This is a genomic window from Pseudomonas sp. 18-147, from assembly GCF_051048045.1.
Taxonomy (GTDB): Bacteria; Pseudomonadota; Gammaproteobacteria; order Pseudomonadales; family Pseudomonadaceae; genus Pseudomonas; species Pseudomonas aeruginosa.
Genome location: NZ_CP182296.1, coordinates 4043915 through 4062447, shown reverse-complemented (window position 1 = coordinate 4062447; position 18533 = coordinate 4043915). Strand labels below are relative to the sequence as shown.

Here is an 18533-nt window from a genome sequence, read left to right as displayed (position 1 = left end):
TCATGGATCGTCGCAACGAGCCGTCCCCCTTGCCCACCAAACGCCCGCTGGCGCCGCTGATGCTGTTGATGGCCGCCTGCTCCTCGCCGGCCCTGGCCGAGGACGCGGCGCGCAAGGACGATCCCCTGGAACTGGGAGCCGACACGGTCACCGGCGAGCAGGCCTCGTCCAGGGTCGAACGCTCGGCCTCGGCCAAGTACGCCGTGCCGCTGCTGGATACCCCGCAGACCGTCACGGTGGTGCCGCAAAAGGTGATCCAGGAGCAGAACGCCCTGAGCCTGCGCCAGGTGCTGTCCAACGTCTCCGGCATCACCTTCAACGCCGGCGAGGGCGGCGGCGGTTCCGGCGACAGCATCAACATCCGCGGCTTCAGCGCCAACGCCAACATGCAGGTGGACGGGCTGCGCGACAGCGCCCAGACCAGCCGCAGCGACCTGTTCAACCTGGAGGCGGTGGAAGTGATCAAGGGACCGAACTCGGTGTTCGGCGGCGCCGGCACCAGCGGCGGCAGCATCAACATGGTCAGCAAGCAGCCCAAGGCCGAAGCCTTCACCCACCTGGGCGCCGGGCTGGGCACGGACCGCTACCGGCGCCTGACCCTGGACACCAACCAGCCGCTGGAAGGGCTTGGCGAATCGACCGCCTTCCGCCTCAACCTCATGGCCCACCACAACGACGTCGCCGGGCGCGAACAGATCGACAAGCAGCGCTGGGGCATCGCGCCATCCCTGACCTTCGGCCTGGACACCCCGACCCGCCTGACCCTGAGCTACTTCCACCAGCGCGACGACAACCTTCCCGACTATGGCGTGCCGGCGCTGAACGGGCGCAAGCTGGACGGCGTCAGCCGCCACGATTATTTCGGCTGGCGCAACCTGGACGAGGAACGGATCGACAACGACGTCGCCACCCTCAAGCTCGAACACGATTTCAGCGACGACTTCCAGTTGCAGAACCTCATCCGCTATTCCCACCTGCATCGGGACACGGTGATCTCCGCCTCCCACGTCAACCAGAAGGGCCTGCCGCCGGGTCGCTACCTGCCGGCGGGACCGCAAGCCTACGGGCGCGATTCGAAGACGCGGATGTGGATCAACCAGACCAACCTCACCGGCTGCTTCGATACCTTCGGCCTGGCGCATACGCTGATCGGCGGCTTCGAGCTGTCCCGCGAGACCTACGACCGCACCACCTACTCCTACAACCTGGGCAAGTTCTACCCGGCCAACGGCTTCGACCTGCACAACCCGCCGGGCTACTGGAACGGCCCCACCGACAAGCGCGACAGCGCGCGCAACCGGACCGAACTGGAGGTCAAGGCGCTGTACGCCTTCGACACCATCGCCCTGGACGAGCGCTGGGACCTCAGCCTGGGCCTGCGCTACGACTGGATCGACGGCACCTCGCGGAGCACGCCCTCAGGCAAGCCGACGGTGCGCGCCGACAGTTCCGACGGCAAGCTGAGCACTCGGGCGGGGCTGGTATTCAAGCCGCTGGAGAACGGGCGGGTGTACTTCTCCTACGGGACCTCCTTCAACCCCTCGGCGGAACACCTGGTCACCACCGGCTCGGGCGTGACCGAGGCGACCGGAGGCCTGGCGCCGGAGAAGAACAGTACCTACGAGCTGGGCACCAAGTGGGAGTTCCTCGGACGGCGCCTGGAGCTGGACGCGGCGCTGTTCCAGGTGAAGAAGGAGGACGCTCGCGAACGCCTGGCCGACGGCAGCTACGTGCTTGCCGGCGAACAGCGCGTGCGTGGCCTGGAGCTGAGCGCCAGCGGCAAGCTGAACGAGCACTGGGATCTCTTCGCCACCTACACCTACCTCGACAGCGAAACCCTGAAATCCAGCAACCCGCAGCGTGAGGGACAGGCCCTGGGCAATACCCCGCCGCGCTCGTTGAGCCTCTGGAGCACCTACGAACTGCCCGAGGGCGTGACCCTGGGCTATGGCGCACGCTACGTCAGCCAGCGCAACGTCACCTCGGTGGACAACGGCAAGCTGGATGCCTACTGGGTGCACAACATGATGCTCGGCTACCAGGCGACGCGCGACCTGAAACTGCAACTCAACCTCGACAACCTGTTCGACAAGGCCTACGTCGAGCGGGTGCGCCAGGTGTACGGCAACCAGTCGCGCTCCTCGGCCATCGAGTATGGCGACGGTCGCACGGCGATTCTTTCGGCGATCTACGCGTTCTGACGGCAGGCAGGCCATGGAAGCCGGCGCCCACTGCCTGGGCGCCGGTTCTTCCCGGCGATTTCCTCTGAACTTTTTCACTGCGGCGCCTATCAACTCCTTTGCAAGTCATTTTTCAGGGAGCCTCTTCGATGGCACGCAAGAACGCAGTGAAAGACAACCTCGAGCAGATCCAGCACCAGAGCTACAGCGAGCTGCAGGAACTGCTCTCCGAAGCCAACAGCATGCTCGCCGACAGCGCCGCCTTCGCCGGCGACAAGGCCGATAGCGCCCGTGCGCGGATCGGCGCGCTGCTGGAGAAGGCCAACGATGCCCTCGGCAAGGGCGGTAGCGCCGTGGCCGAACGCAGCCGCCACGCGGTGGATGCGACGGAAAGCTATATCGGCGCCAATCCCTGGCAGACCGTGGCCATCACCACCGCGGTGGGCCTGCTCGCCGGCTTCCTGCTCGGGCGTCGCTCCTGAGCACGCGGTCGGTGCCGCACAACGGACTCGTTACCTTCGCTTGAAAAAAGGAATTGCCCATGCTTTCGATCAAGAAGAACCTCGGCCTCCTGGCCATGACCGTGGCCCTGGCGGCCTGCGCCTCCAATCCCAACGACCTGCCGGATTTCCCGGAGCATGAATACGCGGCGACCCAGCAGGTGGGCGAGGGCGTGATCAACGGCGACCTGTACCTGACCAGCGCGTCGGGTGCGATCCAGAAGGGGACCAACACCAAGGTCACCCTGGAGCCTGCGACCAGCTACATGAAGGCCTACTACGCGAAGTTCGGCAACCTCGATGCCGCCAAGCGCGACCCCGACGTGCAACCGCCGGTGCTCGACCCGCGACGCGCCACCTACGTGCGCGAGGCGACCACCGACCAGAACGGTCGCTTCGACTTCGACCACATCCCCAACGGCACCTACTACATTTCCAGCGAGCTGACCTGGAGCGCCCAGAGCGATGGCAAGACCATCACCGAGGGCGGCACCGTCACCAAGCTGGTCACCGTGAGCGGCTCGCAGCCGCAGAAGGTGCTGCTGACCCGCTGACCTCCGGCGGTGTTCGGCCAAAACGGCAAGCCCCTGCCATCGCGGCAGGGGCTTTTTCCTGCCGGCGCGGCCGGACCGCTTGACAGCCAACGGGCCTGCGCCGTAGTTTCGATACCCATGACCTTCGCGACCCTGCTTACCCGCCGCAGCATTATTACCGCCATTCCAGCTATGGCGGGTTAGCCAGCGTCCACTCCGAACCCGCCCTCGAGGCGGGTTCTTCGTTCTGTCTCCTGGGCCAAAACCACCGAACCGGGAGAACAGCATGCAGCACCAGACCCTCCAGAACCTCGTTGGCCGGGCCGACGCCCTGATCAATGCCGGGCAGTTCGATGCCCTGATGGATTTCTATTGCGACGACGCCACCCTGGTGGTCAAGCCGGGCCTCAACGCCTGCGGCAAGGCGCAGATCCGCCAGGCGTTCGACGCCATCGCCCGGCACTTCGAGCACAGCCTGCGAGTGCGCCAGCACGACCTGCGGGTGATCGAGGTGGGAGATACGGCGCTGGTCATGGCCGAGGCGCTGATCGAGTCGAAGGCCGGACGCCTGCAACGTCGGGCCACCTACGTGTTCCGCCAGGAGGCCGATGGCCAGTGGCGCTGCGCGGTGGACAACTCCTACGGCACCGACCTGCTGGCCTCGGTGGCGGCGAGCGCGGAGGCCAGCCGATGAGCGCCTCGACCCTCAGCGCAAGCAAACCCCTGCTGGCCGGCTACGTGGAAAGCATCCTGGCCGCGCCGGTGTACGACGTCGCCGTGGAAACCCCCTTGCAGGTCGCGCCGCAGTTGTCCCAGCGCCTGGGCAACCGGGTGCTGCTCAAGCGCGAGGACCTGCAGCCGGTGTTCTCCTTCAAGATCCGCGGCGCCTACACCCGTGTCGCGCGCCTGAGCGACGAGCAGAAGGCCCGCGGGGTGATCACCGCCTCCGCCGGCAACCATGCCCAGGGCCTGGCCCTGGCGGCGCAGCGCCTGGGCGTGCGGGCGGTGATCGTGATGCCGCGCACCACTCCCGAACTCAAGGTCAAGGGCGTGCTGGCACGCGGCGGCGAGGCGTTGCTGCACGGCGACGCCTTCCCCGATGCGCTGGCCCATGCCCTGCAACTGGCCGAGCGCGAAGGCATGACCTTCGTCCCACCCTACGACGATCCGGACGTGATCGCCGGACAGGGCACGGTGGCGATGGAGATCCTCCGCCAGCACAGCGGCCGCCTCGACGCGATCTTCGTGCCGGTCGGCGGCGGCAGCCTGATCGCCGGGATCGCCGCCTACGTCAAGCACCTGCGTCCGGATATTCGCGTGATCGGCGTCGAGCCGGAGGATTCCAACTGCCTGCAGGCGGCGCTGGCCGCCGGCGAACGGGTGGTGCTGGGCCAGGTCGGGCTGTTCGCCGACGGGGTGGCGGTGGCGCAGATCGGCGCTTGCAACTTCGAGGTCTGCAAGGACCATGTCGACGAGGTGATCACCGTCGGCAGCGACGAAATCTGCGCGGCGATCAAGGACATCTACGACGACACCCGTTCGATCACCGAGCCGGCCGGCGCCCTGGCCGTAGCGGGGATCAAGAAGTACGTGGCCCGCGAACGCACCGAGGGGCAGACCCTGGTGGCCATCGACTCCGGTGCCAACATCAACTTCGACCGCCTGCGCCACGTTGCCGAGCGCGCCGAACTGGGCGAACAGCGCGAAGCGATCATCGCCGTCACCGTGGCCGAGCGGCCGGGCAGCTTCAAGGCCTTCTGCGCGGCGCTGGGCCGGCGCCAGATCACCGAGTTCAACTACCGCTACCACAGCGACCGCCAGGCCCACCTGTTCGTCGGCGTGCAGACCCATCCGCTCACCGACAGCCGCGCCGACCTGCTCGCCGGCCTGCGCGAGCAGGGCTTCCCGGTACTCGACCTGACCGACAACGAGATGGCCAAGCTGCACATCCGCCACATGGTCGGCGGCCACGGTACCGAGGTGCGCCGCGAGCGGCTGTTCCGCTTCGAGTTTCCCGAACGCCCCGGGGCCTTGCTGAACTTCCTCGACAAGCTCGGCTCGCGCTGGAACATCAGCCTGTTCCACTACCGCAACCACGGCGCCGCCGACGGTCGGGTGCTGGCCGGATTGCAGGTGCCGGACGAGGAGCGCGGCGAGCTGGAGGCGGCGTTGCAAGCCATCGGCTATCCGTACTGGGAGGAAACCCACAACCCGGCCTACCGGCTGTTCGCCGGTTGAGCTGCGCGGCGGTGCGCCAGCGGGACATGGCCCTGTCATGTCCCTCGGCTAGACTCCTGCCAGGGATATCCGCCCAGCGAGGGACATGGCCATGCGCAAGCGCAACCCCCGGCGGGCCACGCCGGAAGAACTGCGGGTCTGCTCGGTACTGAAGGAAAAGGGCACCCGCGAGGAACTCGCCCACCTCGCCGCCCGCGGTGAGTGGAGCAACGTGCCGGCGTACAACGCCAGCCGCGAGCAGATCGCCGACCACCTGGGCAAGAGCGTGTCGCCGGAATCCGACGCCTCGTTCTTCGACTCGCGGCGCTTCAGCGAGGCGATCGTCCTGCTCAAGAGCCGGCCGGTGCTGCTGGTGAAGAACGGTATCTTCGACGAAGCGCCGCTGGCCGGCCTGGAGCAGCGCCTGAAGAAGCATCGCGCCGCGCTGGCCACGCCGATCCGCTCGGTCGGTCGGCTGGAACTGATCGACCACGACAGCATGGACTGGTGCGGTACCGGCTGGCGCATCGAGGACGACCTGATCGTCACCAACCGGCATGTCGCCAGCCTGTTCGCCGAGCGCCAGGGCAGCCTGTTCCGCTTCCGTCTCAACCAGGCCGGCAAGCAGGTGCGCACCCGCGTGGACTTCCGCGAGGAATACCGCCAGCCGGAAAGCGACGAGCATGTGATCGCGCGGGTCCTGTGGATCGCCCCGGACGTCTCCGAGGCGCCGGACATGGCGATCCTCCAGGTAGTGAAGGGCGACCTGCTGCCGCCGCCGCTGGTCCTCGCGCGCCAGGATGCCGAGCCGCGCCAGGCGGTGGCGGTGGTCGGCTATCCGGCGCGCGACAGCCGCAACGACGCCGGGGCGATGGAAGATATCTTCGGCAACATCTACGACGTCAAGCGCTTCGCTCCCGGCGAAGTCGTGGGATTGCCCCATGACGCCTGGTACCTGACCCACGACTGCTCGACCCTGGGCGGCAATTCCGGCTCGGCGGTGCTTTCGATCGACGGCGGCGAGGTGGTCGGCCTGCACTTCGGCGGCCAGTTCCGCAAGACCAACTATGCGGTGAAGGCCAGCGTGATCCGCAGCCTGCTGGCGCGTCGCGCCTGGGTGCCGGTGGCCGGGGCGGAGCTGAAGCGCGGCGTGCCGCGCTTCCAGGAAAAGCAGCGCAGCGTCGCCGACCTGGCCGAGCGCAAGGGTTTCGACGAGGCCTTCCTCGGGCCGAAGGCGGCCTTGCCCAAGCCGGGCAAGAGCCACCAGGTGCTGCCGGTGGGCAAGGGCACGCGCCTGGACTATCTGCATTTCTCGGTGGTGATGAGCGCCAGCCGGCGCTTGCCGATCCTCACCGCGGTGAATATCGACGGCGCGCTCAAGCGTTCGCTCAAGCGCAAGGATTCCTGGGGCTTCGACCCGCGCATCGAGGCGGCCGCGCAGGTCGGACACAAGGACTTCTACGGCCCGGCTTCGTTCGACAAGGGCCACATGGTGCGTCGCGAGGATCCCGGCTGGGGCGACAGCGATGCCGTCGCCCGGCAGGCTGAGGACGACACCTTCGTCTACACCAACGCGGTGCCCCAGGTGGCGCAGCTCAACCAGCGCAGCTGGCTGTCGCTGGAGGACTACGTGCTGCAGAACGCCAGGAGCGAGGGCTTCCGCATCTCGGTGTTCACCGGCCCGGTGTTCCGCGACGACGATCCGCTCTACCAGGGCGTGCAGGTGCCGCTGGAGTTCTGGAAGGTGGTGGCGATGATCGACGCCGACAGCGGCGAACTGGGAGTGTCCGCCTACCTGCTGGGGCAGGAAGGGATGATGCCCAGCGAAGGCTTCCGCTACGGTGCGTTCAAGACCTACCAGGTGCCGTTGGCGAAGGTCGAGGCCAGCGCCGACCTGCGTTTCTCCAGCGCCCTGCGCAAGGCCGACGTGCTCGCCGGCACGCCGCTGGAGGAGGCGCTGGAAAGCGGTCGCTTCATCGAGATCGACGGACCGGACGACCTCCTGCTGAGCCGGCCGGGGCCGGCCGGCAAGGGCCGCTGAGGTTCAGGCCGGCTGCCGCCACTCGCGTAGCAGTTCGATGAAGGCGCGCAGCTTGGCCGGTACGTGGCGGCGGTTCAGGTAATACAGCCACATCGGCGGCAGCGGCAGGCAACTGCCAGGCAGCACTTCCACCAGGCGCCCGGCGGCGAGGTCCGCGGCGACCCGCTCGCGGATGAATGCCTGGGCGATCCCTGCGCCGGCGCGGGCCGCCTCGATGATCGCCTCGGTGTCGGTGCTGACGAAGCGTGCCGGCAGGTCCACTTCCAGTTCCCGCCCGTCTTCCCGCAAGCGCCACTTGTGCAGGCGGCCGCTGCGCGGGAAACGGAAGCGCACGGCGGCATGCCCATCGAGGTCGGCGACGCTGGCCGGCGTACCGTACTCGGCGAGGTAGGCCGGAGTGGCCACCAGCAGGCACGCCAGCGGCGCTGTCAGTTGCACCCCGACCATGCCCGGCTGCAGGGCGTCGGCCAGGCGGATGCCGGCATCCAGTCGTTCCCTGACGATATCCACCAACTGGTCCTCGTAGCGGATCTCCAGTTGTACCTTCGGGTAGCGTCGCACGAACTCGTTGAGCATCGGTGCGATCACCAGGTTCTTCGCCAGGTGCAGGGCGCTGATGCGCAGCTGCCCGGAGGGTTCCGCGAGGCTTTCGCCGAGCGCTTCGCGGGCGCGCACCAGGTCGCGGTAGGGCTGTTCGGTCTGTTCGTGGTAGCGCTGCCCGGCCTCGCTCAGGCTGACCCCGCGGGTGGTGCGGTGGAACAGCTTGAGACGCAGCTCGGCTTCCAGTTGGTTGATCGCCTGGCTCACCGCTGCCGGCGTCACCCCGAGCAGGGCGGCGGCGCGGGTGAAGCTGCCGGTGTCGGCGACCTGCCTGAAGACATGCAGGCCGGCGAGGGGATCGCGTCGATTCATTGTTAGAAAAACTTGAAAGTCTACGTAGGAGAAGGCCGGTTCTGTTAAAGCTTCGACCTTTCTAGACTGGCCCGCAAGCACTCGATGAGGACGCCGGCCATGTCTACCCACCTGTCTCTGCAACATGCCCAACGCTGCATCGCGGCGGCCATTGCCGAAGCGCAGCGGCAGCGCCTGGCGGTCTGCGTCGCGGTGGTCGACGCCCATGCCAACCTGCTGGCGTTCGTACGGATGGACGATAGCGTTCCCGGTGCCATCGACCTGGCCCAGCGCAAGGCGCGCAGCGCCGCGCTGTTCCGCCTGCCCAGCGGCGAGCTGGGCCGACTCGCCGGGCCGGGCCAGCCGTTGTGGAGCATCGAGCAGAGCAACGGCGGGCTGGCCTGCTTCGCCGGCGGCATGCCGCTGGGCGATGCCGGCGGTTCCTGCCTGGGTGGCGTCGGCGTCTCCGGCGCCAGCGCGGCCCAGGACCAATCCATCGCCGAGGCCGCCGTGGCCATGGCAACAATCCAGAGGTAATCGAGATGAAACAGAAGCGAATCCTGGTGACCGGGGCCGGCAGCGGCTTCGGTCGGGAAGTGGCGTTGCGCCTGGCCGCCCGCGGCCATCGGACGATCGCCGGCGTGCGCGGCGCCGGGCAGGCCACCGACCTGCGCGAAGAGGCCGGGCGACGTGGCGTCCCGCTGCGGGTGGAAACCCTCGACATCACCGTCGCCGCCGATCGCGAACGCGCCTGGGAATGGGATATCGACGTGCTGCTGAACAACGCCGGCAGCGCCGAGGCCGGGGCCAGCGCGGAGATCCCGCTGGAACTGGTGCGCGCGCTGTTCGAGACCAACGTGTTCGCCAACCTGGAACTGACCCAGGGTTTCGTCCGGCGCATGGTCGAGCAGAAGCGTGGCGGCAAGGTGCTCTTCGTGTCGTCCATCGCCGGCCTGATCACCGGACCCTATACCGGCCCCTACTGCGCCTCCAAGCATGCCCTGGAGGCCTTCGCCGAGGCCCTGCATGCCGAACTGAAGCCGTTCGGCATCCAGGTCGGCACCATCAATCCCGGCCCGTACCAGACCGGCTTCAACGATCGCATGATGGAAACCTGGAAACGCTGGTACGACCCGCAGCGCCACTTCACCGACCACAGCGGCGTGCGCTTTCCCTTCGAGCAGTACGATCCGGAGGAAATGATCGCGCGGATGGTCGAGCTGGCCGAGGCTGACGAAGGCCCGTTCCGCACCCTGTTGCCGCAAGCTTTCGTCGAGGTGGTGAAGGACGAGCAGGCGCAGGCCTGGCAGCGCCGCCTGTAGCGGTCTGCCGCTGCGCCGGGGAGGACGGCGGCCGGATCGGCGGCCGCCGCTTCGCTCAGCCCCTGCGCAGCAGGACCCGGGTCACCCGGCGTTCTTCCACTTCCACCACCCGCAGTTCCCAGTCCTGCCACTGCAGGCGGTCGCCGATCACCGGCAGGCGGTCGAGCAGGCTCATCACTAGCCCGGCGAGGGTCTGGTAGTCCTCCGTGGCGCGCGCGTCGAACCCCACGCGTCGACGCACCTGGCTGAGGTTCATGGCACCGCTGACCAGGTAGCCGTCGTTCTCCTCGACCACGTCCGGACCGTCGATCTCACTGGCGTCGGGCAGCTCGCCGGCGATGGATTCGAGAATGTCGGTCAGGGTCAGCAGGCCGATGAACTCGCCGAACTCGTTGACCACGAAGGCCACGTGGGTCGAGGCCTCGCGCATCTGCTCCAGGGCGTTGAGGATCGAGCAGTCCTGCAACAGGTTGAGCGGCTGGCGGGCCAGGCTTTCCAGGTCCGGCTGGGCGCCGGCGAGCAGCTCCTTGAGCAGTTCCTTCTTGTGCACGTAGCCCAGCGGCTCCTCGACGCGCCCGTCGCGCACCAGCGGCAGGCGCGAGTAGGACGATTCGAGCAGCGCCGCGCGGATCGCCTCGCGGCCGCTGTCGAGGTCGATGCAGTCGACCTCGGCGCGTACCGTCATCAGGCTGCGGATGGGCTTCTCGGCCAATTGCAGCACGCCGCTGATCATCACCCGCTCGCGGCGGTCGAAGACCACCTGGTCGTCGCCCTCCTCGAACAGGTCGGCGACTTCCTCGCCGACCTCGTCGGCCTCCAGGCGCTGGCCGCCGAGCAGGCGCAGCACCGCATGGGCGGTACGCGCGCGCAGCGGGCGGTGGCCCTGCAGGCTCTTCTTGCGGCGCTTGCGGGCGACCTGGTTGAACACCTCGATGAGGATCGAGAAGCCGATGGCCGCGTACAGGTAGCCTTTCGGGATATGGAAGCCCAGGCCCTCGGCGGTCAGGCTGAAGCCGATCATCATCAGGAAGCCCAGGCACAGCATGATCACCGTCGGGTGACGATTGACGAAGCGGGTCAGCGGCTTGCTGGCGACGATCATCAGGCCGATGGAGACGATCACCGCGATCATCATCACTTCCAGGTGCTCGACCATGCCCACCGCGGTGATCACCGCGTCGAGCGAGAACACCGCGTCGAGCACCACGATCTGCGCGACGATCGGCCAGAACAGCGCGTAGGTCTTGTTGCCGGCGTGCTGGGCGACATGGCCTTCGAGGCGTTCGTGCAGCTCCATGGTGGCCTTGAACAGCAGGAACACGCCACCGAACAGCATGATCAGGTCGCGGCCGGAGAAGCTCTTGCCGAATACTTCGAACAGCGGCTCGGTGAGGGTCACCATCCACGAGATGCTCGCTAGCAGGCCCAGGCGCATCAGCAGCGCCAGCGACAGGCCGAGGACCCGGGCGCGGTCGCGCAGGTGCGGCGGCAGCTTGTCGGCGAGGATCGCGATGAACACCAGGTTGTCGATGCCGAGGACGATCTCCAGCACGATCAGGGTCGCCAGGCCGAGCCAGGCAGTCGGGTCAGCTATCCATTCCATGTGCGCTTACCTCCCGGTCCGGCTGGCCGTCGCGCTGGCGCGACGCTGCACGGCGCGGCTGCGGCAGCCGGCGGTGACGGAGGGGGACGAGGCGAGGGATTCGGCGTCGAGGGGCGGACGCAGGTGGCGAAGGCGAAGCGGGGAGGGTTGTCCGGAAGGACGACTGGGGGGCTCCGAAAGGGTGGTCATGATGGCCATTGAGAGTCAAAGGGAAGTCGATCCTACTGTGTCGCGGGCCCTCGCCACAGCGGGAAACTATTACAAAACCTTAGGCGAAACCCGTGCCGGCGCTAGACTGGGCGGAACCCCGCCACTGCGAGCAGACATGAGCACCGAGGATTTCGACGCGATCACCGCCACCACCCTGGCCGACTACCAGCGCAACGCCGAAGGCTTCCGCGAGGGCACCCGCGGCCACGACGTGAGCCAGAACGTCGAGGCGCTGCTGCGCCAAATCGACGGGCCGCCGCCGTACCGGATCCTCGATTTCGGCTGCGGTCCCGGGCGCGACCTGGCCACCTTCCGCCGCCTCGGCCACCAGCCGGTGGGACTCGAAGGCACGCCGCGCTTCGTCGAGATGGCCAGGGCCGACAGCGGTTGCGAGGTATGGCAACAGAATTTCCTGGCGCTGCGACTGCCGGCTGGGCACTTCGACGGCATCTTCGCCAACGCCAGCCTGTTCCATGTGCCCGGCAGCGCCTTGCCGCGGGTGCTCGGCGAACTCTTCGAAGCGCTGCGACCGGGCGGCGTGCTGTTCAGCTCCAACCCGCGCGGCGACAACCGCGAGGGCTGGAATGGCCAACGCTACGGTGCCTACCACGATTACCCGGCCTGGAAACGCCTGCTGGAGGAAGCCGGTTTCGTCGAGCTGGAGCACTACTACCGGCCGCCGGGCCTGCCGCGCGAGCAGCAGCCCTGGCTGGCGAGCGTCTGGCGGCGCCCCGTCTGAAGGCGCTACAGGGTCTGCCGGTGCGGCGTGCCGAGCACGCTGCGGTACTGGTCGAGGCGCTTCGGCGAGAGGTCGCTGCGTTCCAGGCTGTCGAGGGCGTAGGACTTGATTTCGGCGTCGCTGTAGGGGCGTTCGACGCTGCGCGGCGGGTTGGCGCAACCGGCCAGGACGACCAGGCTGGCGGCCAGGGAGACGATCAGGGACTTGCTCATGGCGGATTCCTCGAAATGTTCCTCGATGCTATCGGTGGTCCCCCCTGTCCAGGAAATCAGGCCTATTAATAATGAATATCTGGCGAATTGAGTCTAGGTCCCGCCAGCCGTGGGTTCTAGTCGACCAAAGGCGAGGTTGTGGCGGCATGTTTCGCCAACCGGCCGCGCGCTCGCGGTCCGGTCGGCTAGGGGTTTCAACCGGCCGCCTGCGGCAGGCTCGGGTAGTCGGTGTAGCCGGCGGCGCCGCCACCGAAGTAGGTCGAGCGGTCGCCGTCGGCCAGCGCCAGGTCGTGCTCCAGGCGGTAGGGCAGGTCAGGGTTGGCGATGAACGGCCGGCCGAAGCCGATCAGGTCGGCCCAGCCCCTGGCCAGGGCTTCCTCGGCGCGCGCCTTGGTGTACATGCCGGAGTAGATCAGGCTGCCACGGTAGACGATGCGCAACGCTTCCTTGAACGCCGCCGGCATGGCCGGGGCGTCTTCCCAGTCGGCCTCGGCGATGTGGATGTAGGCCACGCCGATCTCGTCCAGTAGCCGCGCCGCGGCCAGGTAGGTGGCTTGCGGGGTGTCGTCGACCGCGCCCTGCAGGGTGGTCAGCGGCGCCAGGCGCACGCCGATGCGCTCCCTGCCGACCACCGCGGTGACCGCCTCGGCGACTTCGCGGAGGAAGCGCAGGCGGTTCTCCAGCGAGCCGCCGTATTGGTCGTTGCGCGCATTGGCCTGGGAGTCGATGAACTGGTTGATCAGGTAGCCGTTGGCGCCGTGCAGTTCGACCCCGTCGAAGCCGGCGTCGAGGGCGTTGCGTGCGGCCTGGGCATAGTCGGCGACGATCTCCCGGATTTCCTCCACTGCCAGTGCGCGCGGCGCCGAGTGCTGGACCATCTCGCCGCCGCCGGCCTGCGCTCCGCGGCCCTGGGGATCGACGAAGACCTTCACGCCTTCGGCCACCAGCGCCGAGGAGGACACCGGGGCGGCGTTGCCCGGTTGCAGCGAGGTGTGCGAGACCCTGCCGACGTGCCAGAGCTGGGCGAAGATGCGCCCGCCGGCGGCGTGCACCGCGTCGGTGACCTGGCGCCAGCCGGCGACCTGCTCGGCGCTGTGGATGCCCGGCGTCCAGGCGTAGCCCTGGCCCTGCCGGCTGATCTGGGTGCCTTCGGAAACAATCAGGCCGGCGCCGGCGCGCTGGCTGTAGTACTCGGCCATCAGCGCGGTGGCGACTTCGCCACTGGCGGCGCGGGAACGGGTCATCGGCGGCATGACGATGCGATTGGGGAGGGTCAGGTGGCCAAGGGTATAGGGGCTGAACAGCATGATGGCGATCTCGCTCGTGAGGCCGGCCGCGGCGCGGCGTACTGGAAGAAGGTGGGCGCATTATTGGCGGAACGATTCGTGCGAAAAACAGCTGCCGGGGAAAATGACACTTGAGTTCAATTCATGAATGCCCGGATAGCGCGGGCGCACCGAGGGAGGAGGAATGGCCTATGACGCGCTGCGTCAGGCGGGCAGGGCGGATAACGCCCCCGGCGCTATCCGCCGAGCGGAATCGCAGGCGGGTGAGAAATGTCGGATGAAGCATCGCGCCCTGCGCCAGGCGGGCAGGGCGAAGAGGGCGCTCCGGCCTATTGCAGGCCGTACTTCTTCACCTTGTCGAACAGCGTGGTCTTGGCCATGCCCAGGTCCTGGCTGGCCTGGGTCAGGTTGCCGTGGTGGCGGGCCAGGGCGTCGCCGAGCAGGGCCTTCTCGAATGCCTCCACCGCTTCGGCGAAGCGCGGGCCGCCGGTCTGTACGGCCTGGCCGCCCTTGTTGAACACCGGCAGGCCGAGGGCGAAGCGTTCGGCGACGTTGCGCAGTTCGCGTACGTTGCCCGGCCAGTCGTGGGCCATCAGGCTGGCCACGGTGGCACGGTCGAGTTCCGGCGCGGGGCGGTCGAAGCGCAGCGAGGACTGCTGGAGGAAGTGTTCGAAGAGCAGCAGGATGTCCTCGCGGCGGTCGCGCAGCGCCGGCAGTTCCAGGCTCACCACGTTGAGCCGGTAGTAGAGGTCGCTGCGGAACTGGCCGCTCTTGCCCATGGCGGCGAGGTCTGCCTTGGTCGCCGCGATCACCCGGCAGTCCACCGGGATCGACTGGTTCGAGCCGAGGCGTTCCAGGGTGTGTTCCTGCAACACCCGCAGCAGCTTGATCTGCAGGTTGACCGGCATGCTCTCGATCTCGTCGAGGAACAGCGTGCCGCCGTTGGCATGCTCGATCTTGCCGATCCGCCGCTTGTTGGCACCGGTGAAGGCGTGCGCCTCGTGGCCGAATATCTCGCTGTCGAACAGGTTCTCCGGCAGGCCGCCGCAGTTCAGCGCGACGAAGGCATGCTGGTGGCGCCGGCTATAGTCGTGGAGGCAACGCGCCACCAGCTCCTTGCCGGTGCCGGTCTCGCCGAGGATCAGCACGTTGGCCGAGGTGTCGCCGACGTTGGCGATCAGCTCGCGCAACGCCTGGATCGCCGGCGAGCGGCCGATGATCCGTTGCGCCAGGTCCTGGCGGCCGGCCAACTGGCGACGCAGCGCGCTGACCTCGCGGGCCAGCCCGCGCTGCTCCAGGGCGCGGCGGGCGACCTCGACCAGGCGTTCCGGAGAGAAGGGCTTCTCCATGAAGTCGTAGGCGCCGGCGTGCATCGCCTGTACCGCCATGGAGATGTCGCCGTGACCGGTGATCAGCACCACCGGCAGGCTCGGGTCGAGGGACTTGAGACGCTCCAGCAGGGTCAGGCCGTCGATGCCGGGCAGGCGGATGTCGCTGACGACGATGCCGGCGAAGTCGCGGTCGACCCGTTGCAGCGCCTCCTCGGCGCTGCCGACGCCGATGCAGGGGATGTCCTCCAGCTCCAGCGCCTGCTGGCAGCCGAGCAAGACATGCGGATCGTCTTCGACGATCAGGACGGAAAGCGGCTCGTTCATCGGGCGGGACTCGCAGTCGGGGAATCGGGAACCAGGGACAGGCTCAGCTCGAAGGCGGTTCCGCCGCTTTCGGGGTGCTGCACGCTGAGGCTGCCGCCGGCGGCGGTGGCCAGGCTGGCCGAGAGGGTCAGGCCGAGGCCCAGGCCATGTTCGCCGGGCTTGGTGGTGAAGAAGGGTTCGAACAGGTGGACGCGCGCCGCCGGCGGGATACCGGGGCCGTTGTCGCGCACGCGCAGGACGTAGCGCTCCTCCTCGCGCCGGCCTTCCAGCCAGAGCTGGCGGTCGGCCTGCCCGCTCATGGCGTCGAGGGCGTTGGCCAGCAGGTTGACCAGGATCTGTTCCAGGCGGGTCTGGTCGATGCCCAGGCGCACGTCGTCGAAATGCCGGTGCAGGGTCGGCGGGTCCTGCTCCAGGCGCCCGTGCAGGATCAGCAGCGCCGCGTCCACCGCCTTGGCCAGGCTGGCCTGGCCGGCGTCGTCGCTGCGCCGGGCGAAGGCACGCAGGCTGGCGGTGATGCGGCCCATGCGGTCGACCAGTTCGTTGATGGTGGCGAGGTTGGTGCTGGCGGTCTCCAGCTTGCCGCGCTGGAGGAAGCGCACGGTGTTGCCGGACAGCGTACGCAGCGCCGCCAGCGGTTGGTTGAGTTCGTGGGCGATGCTGGTGGACATCTGCCCGATCACCGCCAGCTTGCCGGCCTGGACCAGTTCGTCCTGGGCCTTGCGCAGGGTGTCCTCGGCCTGCTGGCGCTCGTGGATCTCGGCGGTCAGGCGTGCGTTGCTGGCCTGCAGGTCGGCGGTACGTTCGGCGATCTTCACTTCCAGCTCGCCGTTGGCCCGTTGCAGCGCCTCGCGCGCGGCGAGGCGGGTGGCGAGTACCTTGCGCCGCTCGTTCCAGGCGATCAGCAGGAATGCCAGGAGGGCGAAACCGATGGCGGCCAGCATGCCGTTGCGTACCGCGTCGCGGCGCAGGTCTTCCAGCGGGCTGAGCAGGGTCAGGTTCCACGGTGTGTCGTTCAGCGCGCGGGTCTGCGCCAGGTAGGTGACCGCTTCGCCGCGCGGATGCTGCTCATCGGCGGGGAAGCTGAGCTTCTCCACACCGGCGGCCAGCGGCTCGCGCTGCAGCGGTTGCCACTCGTTCAGCGCCCACCAGTAGTACTGCATGCTGCGCGCCAGGCGCTCCTTGTCGTCGGCGCTCAGGGAGCGCACCGCCTTCAGGCGCAGGGCGGGGTTGCTGGAGAGGATGATGATGCCGTTCTCGTCGCTGACGAAGGCTTCCAGGCGCGCCTTCTCCCAGCGTTCCTCGAGGGCGTCCATCTTCACCTTGACCACCGCCACGCCGATGATCCGGCCGCCGTGGACCAGGCCGTGGGCCAGGTAGTAGCCCGGCTCGCCGCGGGTGCTGCCGATGCCGTAGAAGCGGCCCGGCTTGCCCTTCATCGCGTCCTGCCAGTAGGCGCGGAACGACAGGTCCTCGCCGAGGTAGCTGTCCGGGTCGCTCCAGTTGCTGGTGGCCAGGACCCGGCCGTTGGTGTCCAGCAGGTACACCGCGCGGCTGCCGGCGCGGCGGTTGAGGCCTTCGAGGTAGGCGTTGACCTGGTTGCGCCGGTATGGCGTCGGGTCGGTGAGCAGGTGACTGACGCTGCGCTCCAGCTCCAGCAGGCTGGGCAGGTAGGTGTACTTGCTGATCTCGCTCTCGACCGTCCGCGCATGCAGCTCCAGCTGGCGTTCGCCATTCTCGGCGAGGGCACGGATGCCGGCGCTCTCGCTGATCCGGTAGCCGCCGTAGCCGAAGCCGAGCATCAGCAGGAGCAGGGGAATGGGGAGCAGCAACTGGCGGACGAGGCGGGGCTTCACGGTCAGTGACGGAGGTACGCTGCAGGGCGGGTCGGGGGATTCCATCACAGTCGTCGCGGCTAGGCCAGCCCGCCGCCACGATGGGCGGCGGAGCGGGCGGTTTTCCGGCACGGCCGGCAGGCGGCGCCGGAAGGGTTCACTCAGTATTCCCAGAAGATCCGTTGCAGCTCCTTGCTGTCCTGGGTCTTGGTCATCGCGACCGCGGCCAGGATGCGCGCCTTCTGCGGGTTCAGGTCGTGGGCGACGATCCAGTCGTTCTTGTCGTCCGGCTGCTCGGCGTTGCGCAGGACGAAGCCGCCGGCATTGACGTGCGAGGAGCGGATGATCTGCACGCCCTGCTTGCGCAGTTCCTGCAGGGTCGGCACCACGCGCGCGGGCACCGAGCCGTTGCCGGTGCCGGCATGGATGATCGCCTTGGCGCCGGCCTGGGCCAGGGCCTTGTAGGCGGTGTCGCTGACGTTGCCGTAGCTGTAGGCGATTTCCACCGGAGCCAGCGCGGAGATCTGCTTGATGTCGAACTCGGAGTTCACCGTGTGCCGCTTCACCGGTGCGCGGAACCAGTAGCTCTTGCCCTCGACCACCATGCCCAGCGGGCCCCACGGGCTCTTGAACGCTTCGGTCTTGATGTTGACCATCTTGCTCGCGTCGCGGCCGGAGAGGATCTCGTCGTTCATGGTGATCAGCACGCCCTTGCCGCGTGCCGACTTGTCGCCGGCCACCGCCACGGCGTTGTACAGGTTGAGCATGCCGTCGGCGGACATCGCGGTGCCCGGGCGCATCGAGCCGACCACCACGATAGGCTTCTCGGTGTGCTCGACCAGGGTCAGGAAGTAGGCGGTCTCTTCCAGGGTGTCGGTACCGTGGGTGATCACGATGCCGTCGACGTCGTCGCTATCGGCCAGCTTGGCGACGGTCTTGCCCAGTTCCAGCAGGTTCTCGTTGGTGAAGCTTTCCGAGGCGATCTGGAACACCTGTTCGCCGCGGACGTTGGCGATGTCCTTGAGCTGCGGCACGCTGGCCAGCAACTGGTCGACCGGCACCTTGGCGGCGGTGTAGGTGGCGCTGTTGGCGGCGCTGGCGCCGGCGCCGGCGATGGTGCCGCCGGTGGCCAGGATGACCACGTTGGACAGTTTCTGTTGCGGTGCGACTTCCTTGGCCTGGGCGGCCTGCGGCAGCAGGAGCATCAGGGCCATAACACCGGGGGCGAACGCGTGGAGCAATGGCTTCATGGCGATATCTCGTGTCGGTAGGTTGGTAGGGTTATCGTCGTTGCACGCAATCAGGCGCGGGC

16 protein-coding genes are annotated in these 18533 nt (G+C 68.0%); 9 read left to right on the top strand and 7 right to left on the bottom strand.

Translation table 11 applies throughout. From position 1 onward, the window contains the following. Nucleotides 1–2: 2 nt before the first annotated feature. The 6 genes from ACM0M4_RS19205 (at nt 3) to ACM0M4_RS19180 (ending at nt 7471) form a co-directional block, all read left to right on the top strand. Nucleotides 3–2201, top strand: coding sequence for a TonB-dependent receptor (locus ACM0M4_RS19205; RefSeq protein WP_093945051.1), 2199 nt, complete (start codon nt 3–5; stop codon nt 2199–2201). Between the two features lie 128 nt (nt 2202–2329). Next, a complete protein-coding gene (locus tag ACM0M4_RS19200) occupies nt 2330–2662 on the top strand; it encodes a DUF883 family protein (RefSeq protein ID WP_003082731.1) in 333 nt (110 codons plus the stop codon). A gap of 59 nt (nt 2663–2721) precedes the next feature. Further along, nucleotides 2722–3234 (top strand): prealbumin-like fold domain-containing protein, encoded by a 513-nt coding sequence (locus ACM0M4_RS19195; protein WP_003082734.1) that lies wholly within the window; start codon nt 2722–2724, stop codon nt 3232–3234. Nucleotides 3235–3499: 265 nt separating this feature from the next. Continuing rightward, the gene (locus ACM0M4_RS19190; RefSeq protein WP_221345412.1) at nt 3500–3907 is read left to right on the top strand and encodes a YybH family protein; all 408 of its coding nucleotides are present in this window, start codon (nt 3500–3502) and stop codon (nt 3905–3907) included. Then, nucleotides 3904–5451, top strand: a complete 1548-nt coding sequence (gene ilvA, locus ACM0M4_RS19185) for a threonine ammonia-lyase, biosynthetic (protein ID WP_003082739.1) — start codon at nt 3904–3906, stop codon at nt 5449–5451. The genes ACM0M4_RS19190 and ilvA overlap by 4 nt, the downstream gene beginning before the upstream one ends. 91 nt (nt 5452–5542) lie before the next feature. Then, nucleotides 5543–7471, top strand: a complete 1929-nt coding sequence (locus ACM0M4_RS19180) for a DNA/RNA non-specific endonuclease (RefSeq protein ID WP_003116047.1) — start codon at nt 5543–5545, stop codon at nt 7469–7471. A 3-nt stretch (nt 7472–7474) separates the two neighbouring features. Here the strand turns inward: ACM0M4_RS19180 and ACM0M4_RS19175 are convergent, their stop codons facing one another. Continuing rightward, nucleotides 7475–8383: a LysR family transcriptional regulator gene (locus ACM0M4_RS19175; RefSeq protein WP_003112374.1), complete on the bottom strand. Its 909-nt coding sequence runs from the start codon at nt 8381–8383 to the stop codon at nt 7475–7477. Nucleotides 8384–8467: 84 nt separating this feature from the next. Between ACM0M4_RS19175 and ACM0M4_RS19170 the strand changes: the two genes are divergently transcribed. Both ACM0M4_RS19170 and ACM0M4_RS19165 read left to right on the top strand, forming a co-directional pair. Further along, complete coding sequence (locus ACM0M4_RS19170) at nt 8468–8899, top strand: GlcG/HbpS family heme-binding protein (RefSeq protein ID WP_003082743.1); 432 nt, start codon at nt 8468–8470, stop codon at nt 8897–8899. Nucleotides 8900–8904: 5 nt separating this feature from the next. Beyond that, complete coding sequence (locus ACM0M4_RS19165; protein ID WP_003082745.1) at nt 8905–9684, top strand: SDR family oxidoreductase; 780 nt, start codon at nt 8905–8907, stop codon at nt 9682–9684. A 55-nt stretch (nt 9685–9739) separates the two neighbouring features. Here the strand turns inward: ACM0M4_RS19165 and ACM0M4_RS19160 are convergent, their stop codons facing one another. Beyond that, nucleotides 9740–11287, bottom strand: coding sequence for a TerC family protein (locus ACM0M4_RS19160; protein WP_003082751.1), 1548 nt, complete (start codon nt 11285–11287; stop codon nt 9740–9742). A gap of 325 nt (nt 11288–11612) precedes the next feature. Here ACM0M4_RS19160 and ACM0M4_RS19155 point away from each other — a divergent pair, with 325 nt between their 5' ends. Further along, nucleotides 11613–12236: a class I SAM-dependent DNA methyltransferase gene (locus tag ACM0M4_RS19155; protein ID WP_015648442.1), complete on the top strand. Its 624-nt coding sequence runs from the start codon at nt 11613–11615 to the stop codon at nt 12234–12236. A gap of 5 nt (nt 12237–12241) precedes the next feature. Here the strand turns inward: ACM0M4_RS19155 and ACM0M4_RS19150 are convergent, their stop codons facing one another. From ACM0M4_RS19150 to ACM0M4_RS19130, 5 genes are all read right to left on the bottom strand, one after another. Continuing rightward, entirely contained in the window at nt 12242–12448 is a 207-nt protein-coding gene (locus tag ACM0M4_RS19150; protein WP_003086874.1) for a hypothetical protein, read from the bottom strand. A 194-nt stretch (nt 12449–12642) separates the two neighbouring features. After that, nucleotides 12643–13755: an alkene reductase gene (locus ACM0M4_RS19145; RefSeq protein WP_014603102.1), complete on the bottom strand. Its 1113-nt coding sequence runs from the start codon at nt 13753–13755 to the stop codon at nt 12643–12645. Nucleotides 13756–14063: 308 nt separating this feature from the next. Continuing rightward, complete coding sequence (locus tag ACM0M4_RS19140) at nt 14064–15341, bottom strand: sigma-54-dependent transcriptional regulator (RefSeq protein WP_003123072.1); 1278 nt, start codon at nt 15339–15341, stop codon at nt 14064–14066. 44 nt (nt 15342–15385) lie between these two features. After that, nucleotides 15386–17287, bottom strand: a complete 1902-nt coding sequence (locus ACM0M4_RS19135; RefSeq protein ID WP_003115580.1) for a sensor histidine kinase — start codon at nt 17285–17287, stop codon at nt 15386–15388. A 95-nt stretch (nt 17288–17382) separates the two neighbouring features. Then, a complete protein-coding gene (locus ACM0M4_RS19130; RefSeq protein ID WP_003104093.1) occupies nt 17383–18471 on the bottom strand; it encodes an asparaginase in 1089 nt (362 codons plus the stop codon). Between the last annotated feature and the right edge of the window lie 62 nt (nt 18472–18533).

What these genes read in the sequence shown, in the direction of transcription:
- ACM0M4_RS19180 (WP_003116047.1), top strand. Translation starts at nt 5,543, where the DNA reads ATGCGCAAGCGCAACCCCCGGCGGGCCACGCCGGAAGAACTGCGGGTC.
- ACM0M4_RS19175 (WP_003112374.1), bottom strand. Translation starts at nt 8,383, where the DNA reads ATGAATCGACGCGATCCCCTCGCCGGCCTGCATGTCTTCAGGCAGGTC.
- ACM0M4_RS19130 (WP_003104093.1), bottom strand. Translation starts at nt 18,471, where the DNA reads ATGAAGCCATTGCTCCACGCGTTCGCCCCCGGTGTTATGGCCCTGATG.
- ACM0M4_RS19170 (WP_003082743.1), top strand. Translation starts at nt 8,468, where the DNA reads ATGAGGACGCCGGCCATGTCTACCCACCTGTCTCTGCAACATGCCCAA.
- ACM0M4_RS19150 (WP_003086874.1), bottom strand. Translation starts at nt 12,448, where the DNA reads ATGAGCAAGTCCCTGATCGTCTCCCTGGCCGCCAGCCTGGTCGTCCTG.
- ACM0M4_RS19145 (WP_014603102.1), bottom strand. Translation starts at nt 13,755, where the DNA reads ATGCTGTTCAGCCCCTATACCCTTGGCCACCTGACCCTCCCCAATCGC.
- ACM0M4_RS19195 (WP_003082734.1), top strand. Translation starts at nt 2,722, where the DNA reads ATGCTTTCGATCAAGAAGAACCTCGGCCTCCTGGCCATGACCGTGGCC.
- ilvA (WP_003082739.1), top strand. Translation starts at nt 3,904, where the DNA reads ATGAGCGCCTCGACCCTCAGCGCAAGCAAACCCCTGCTGGCCGGCTAC.
- ACM0M4_RS19205 (WP_093945051.1), top strand. Translation starts at nt 3, where the DNA reads ATGGATCGTCGCAACGAGCCGTCCCCCTTGCCCACCAAACGCCCGCTG.
- ACM0M4_RS19135 (WP_003115580.1), bottom strand. Translation starts at nt 17,287, where the DNA reads ATGGAATCCCCCGACCCGCCCTGCAGCGTACCTCCGTCACTGACCGTG.
- ACM0M4_RS19190 (WP_221345412.1), top strand. Translation starts at nt 3,500, where the DNA reads ATGCAGCACCAGACCCTCCAGAACCTCGTTGGCCGGGCCGACGCCCTG.
- ACM0M4_RS19165 (WP_003082745.1), top strand. Translation starts at nt 8,905, where the DNA reads ATGAAACAGAAGCGAATCCTGGTGACCGGGGCCGGCAGCGGCTTCGGT.
- ACM0M4_RS19200 (WP_003082731.1), top strand. Translation starts at nt 2,330, where the DNA reads ATGGCACGCAAGAACGCAGTGAAAGACAACCTCGAGCAGATCCAGCAC.
- ACM0M4_RS19155 (WP_015648442.1), top strand. Translation starts at nt 11,613, where the DNA reads ATGAGCACCGAGGATTTCGACGCGATCACCGCCACCACCCTGGCCGAC.
- ACM0M4_RS19160 (WP_003082751.1), bottom strand. Translation starts at nt 11,287, where the DNA reads ATGGAATGGATAGCTGACCCGACTGCCTGGCTCGGCCTGGCGACCCTG.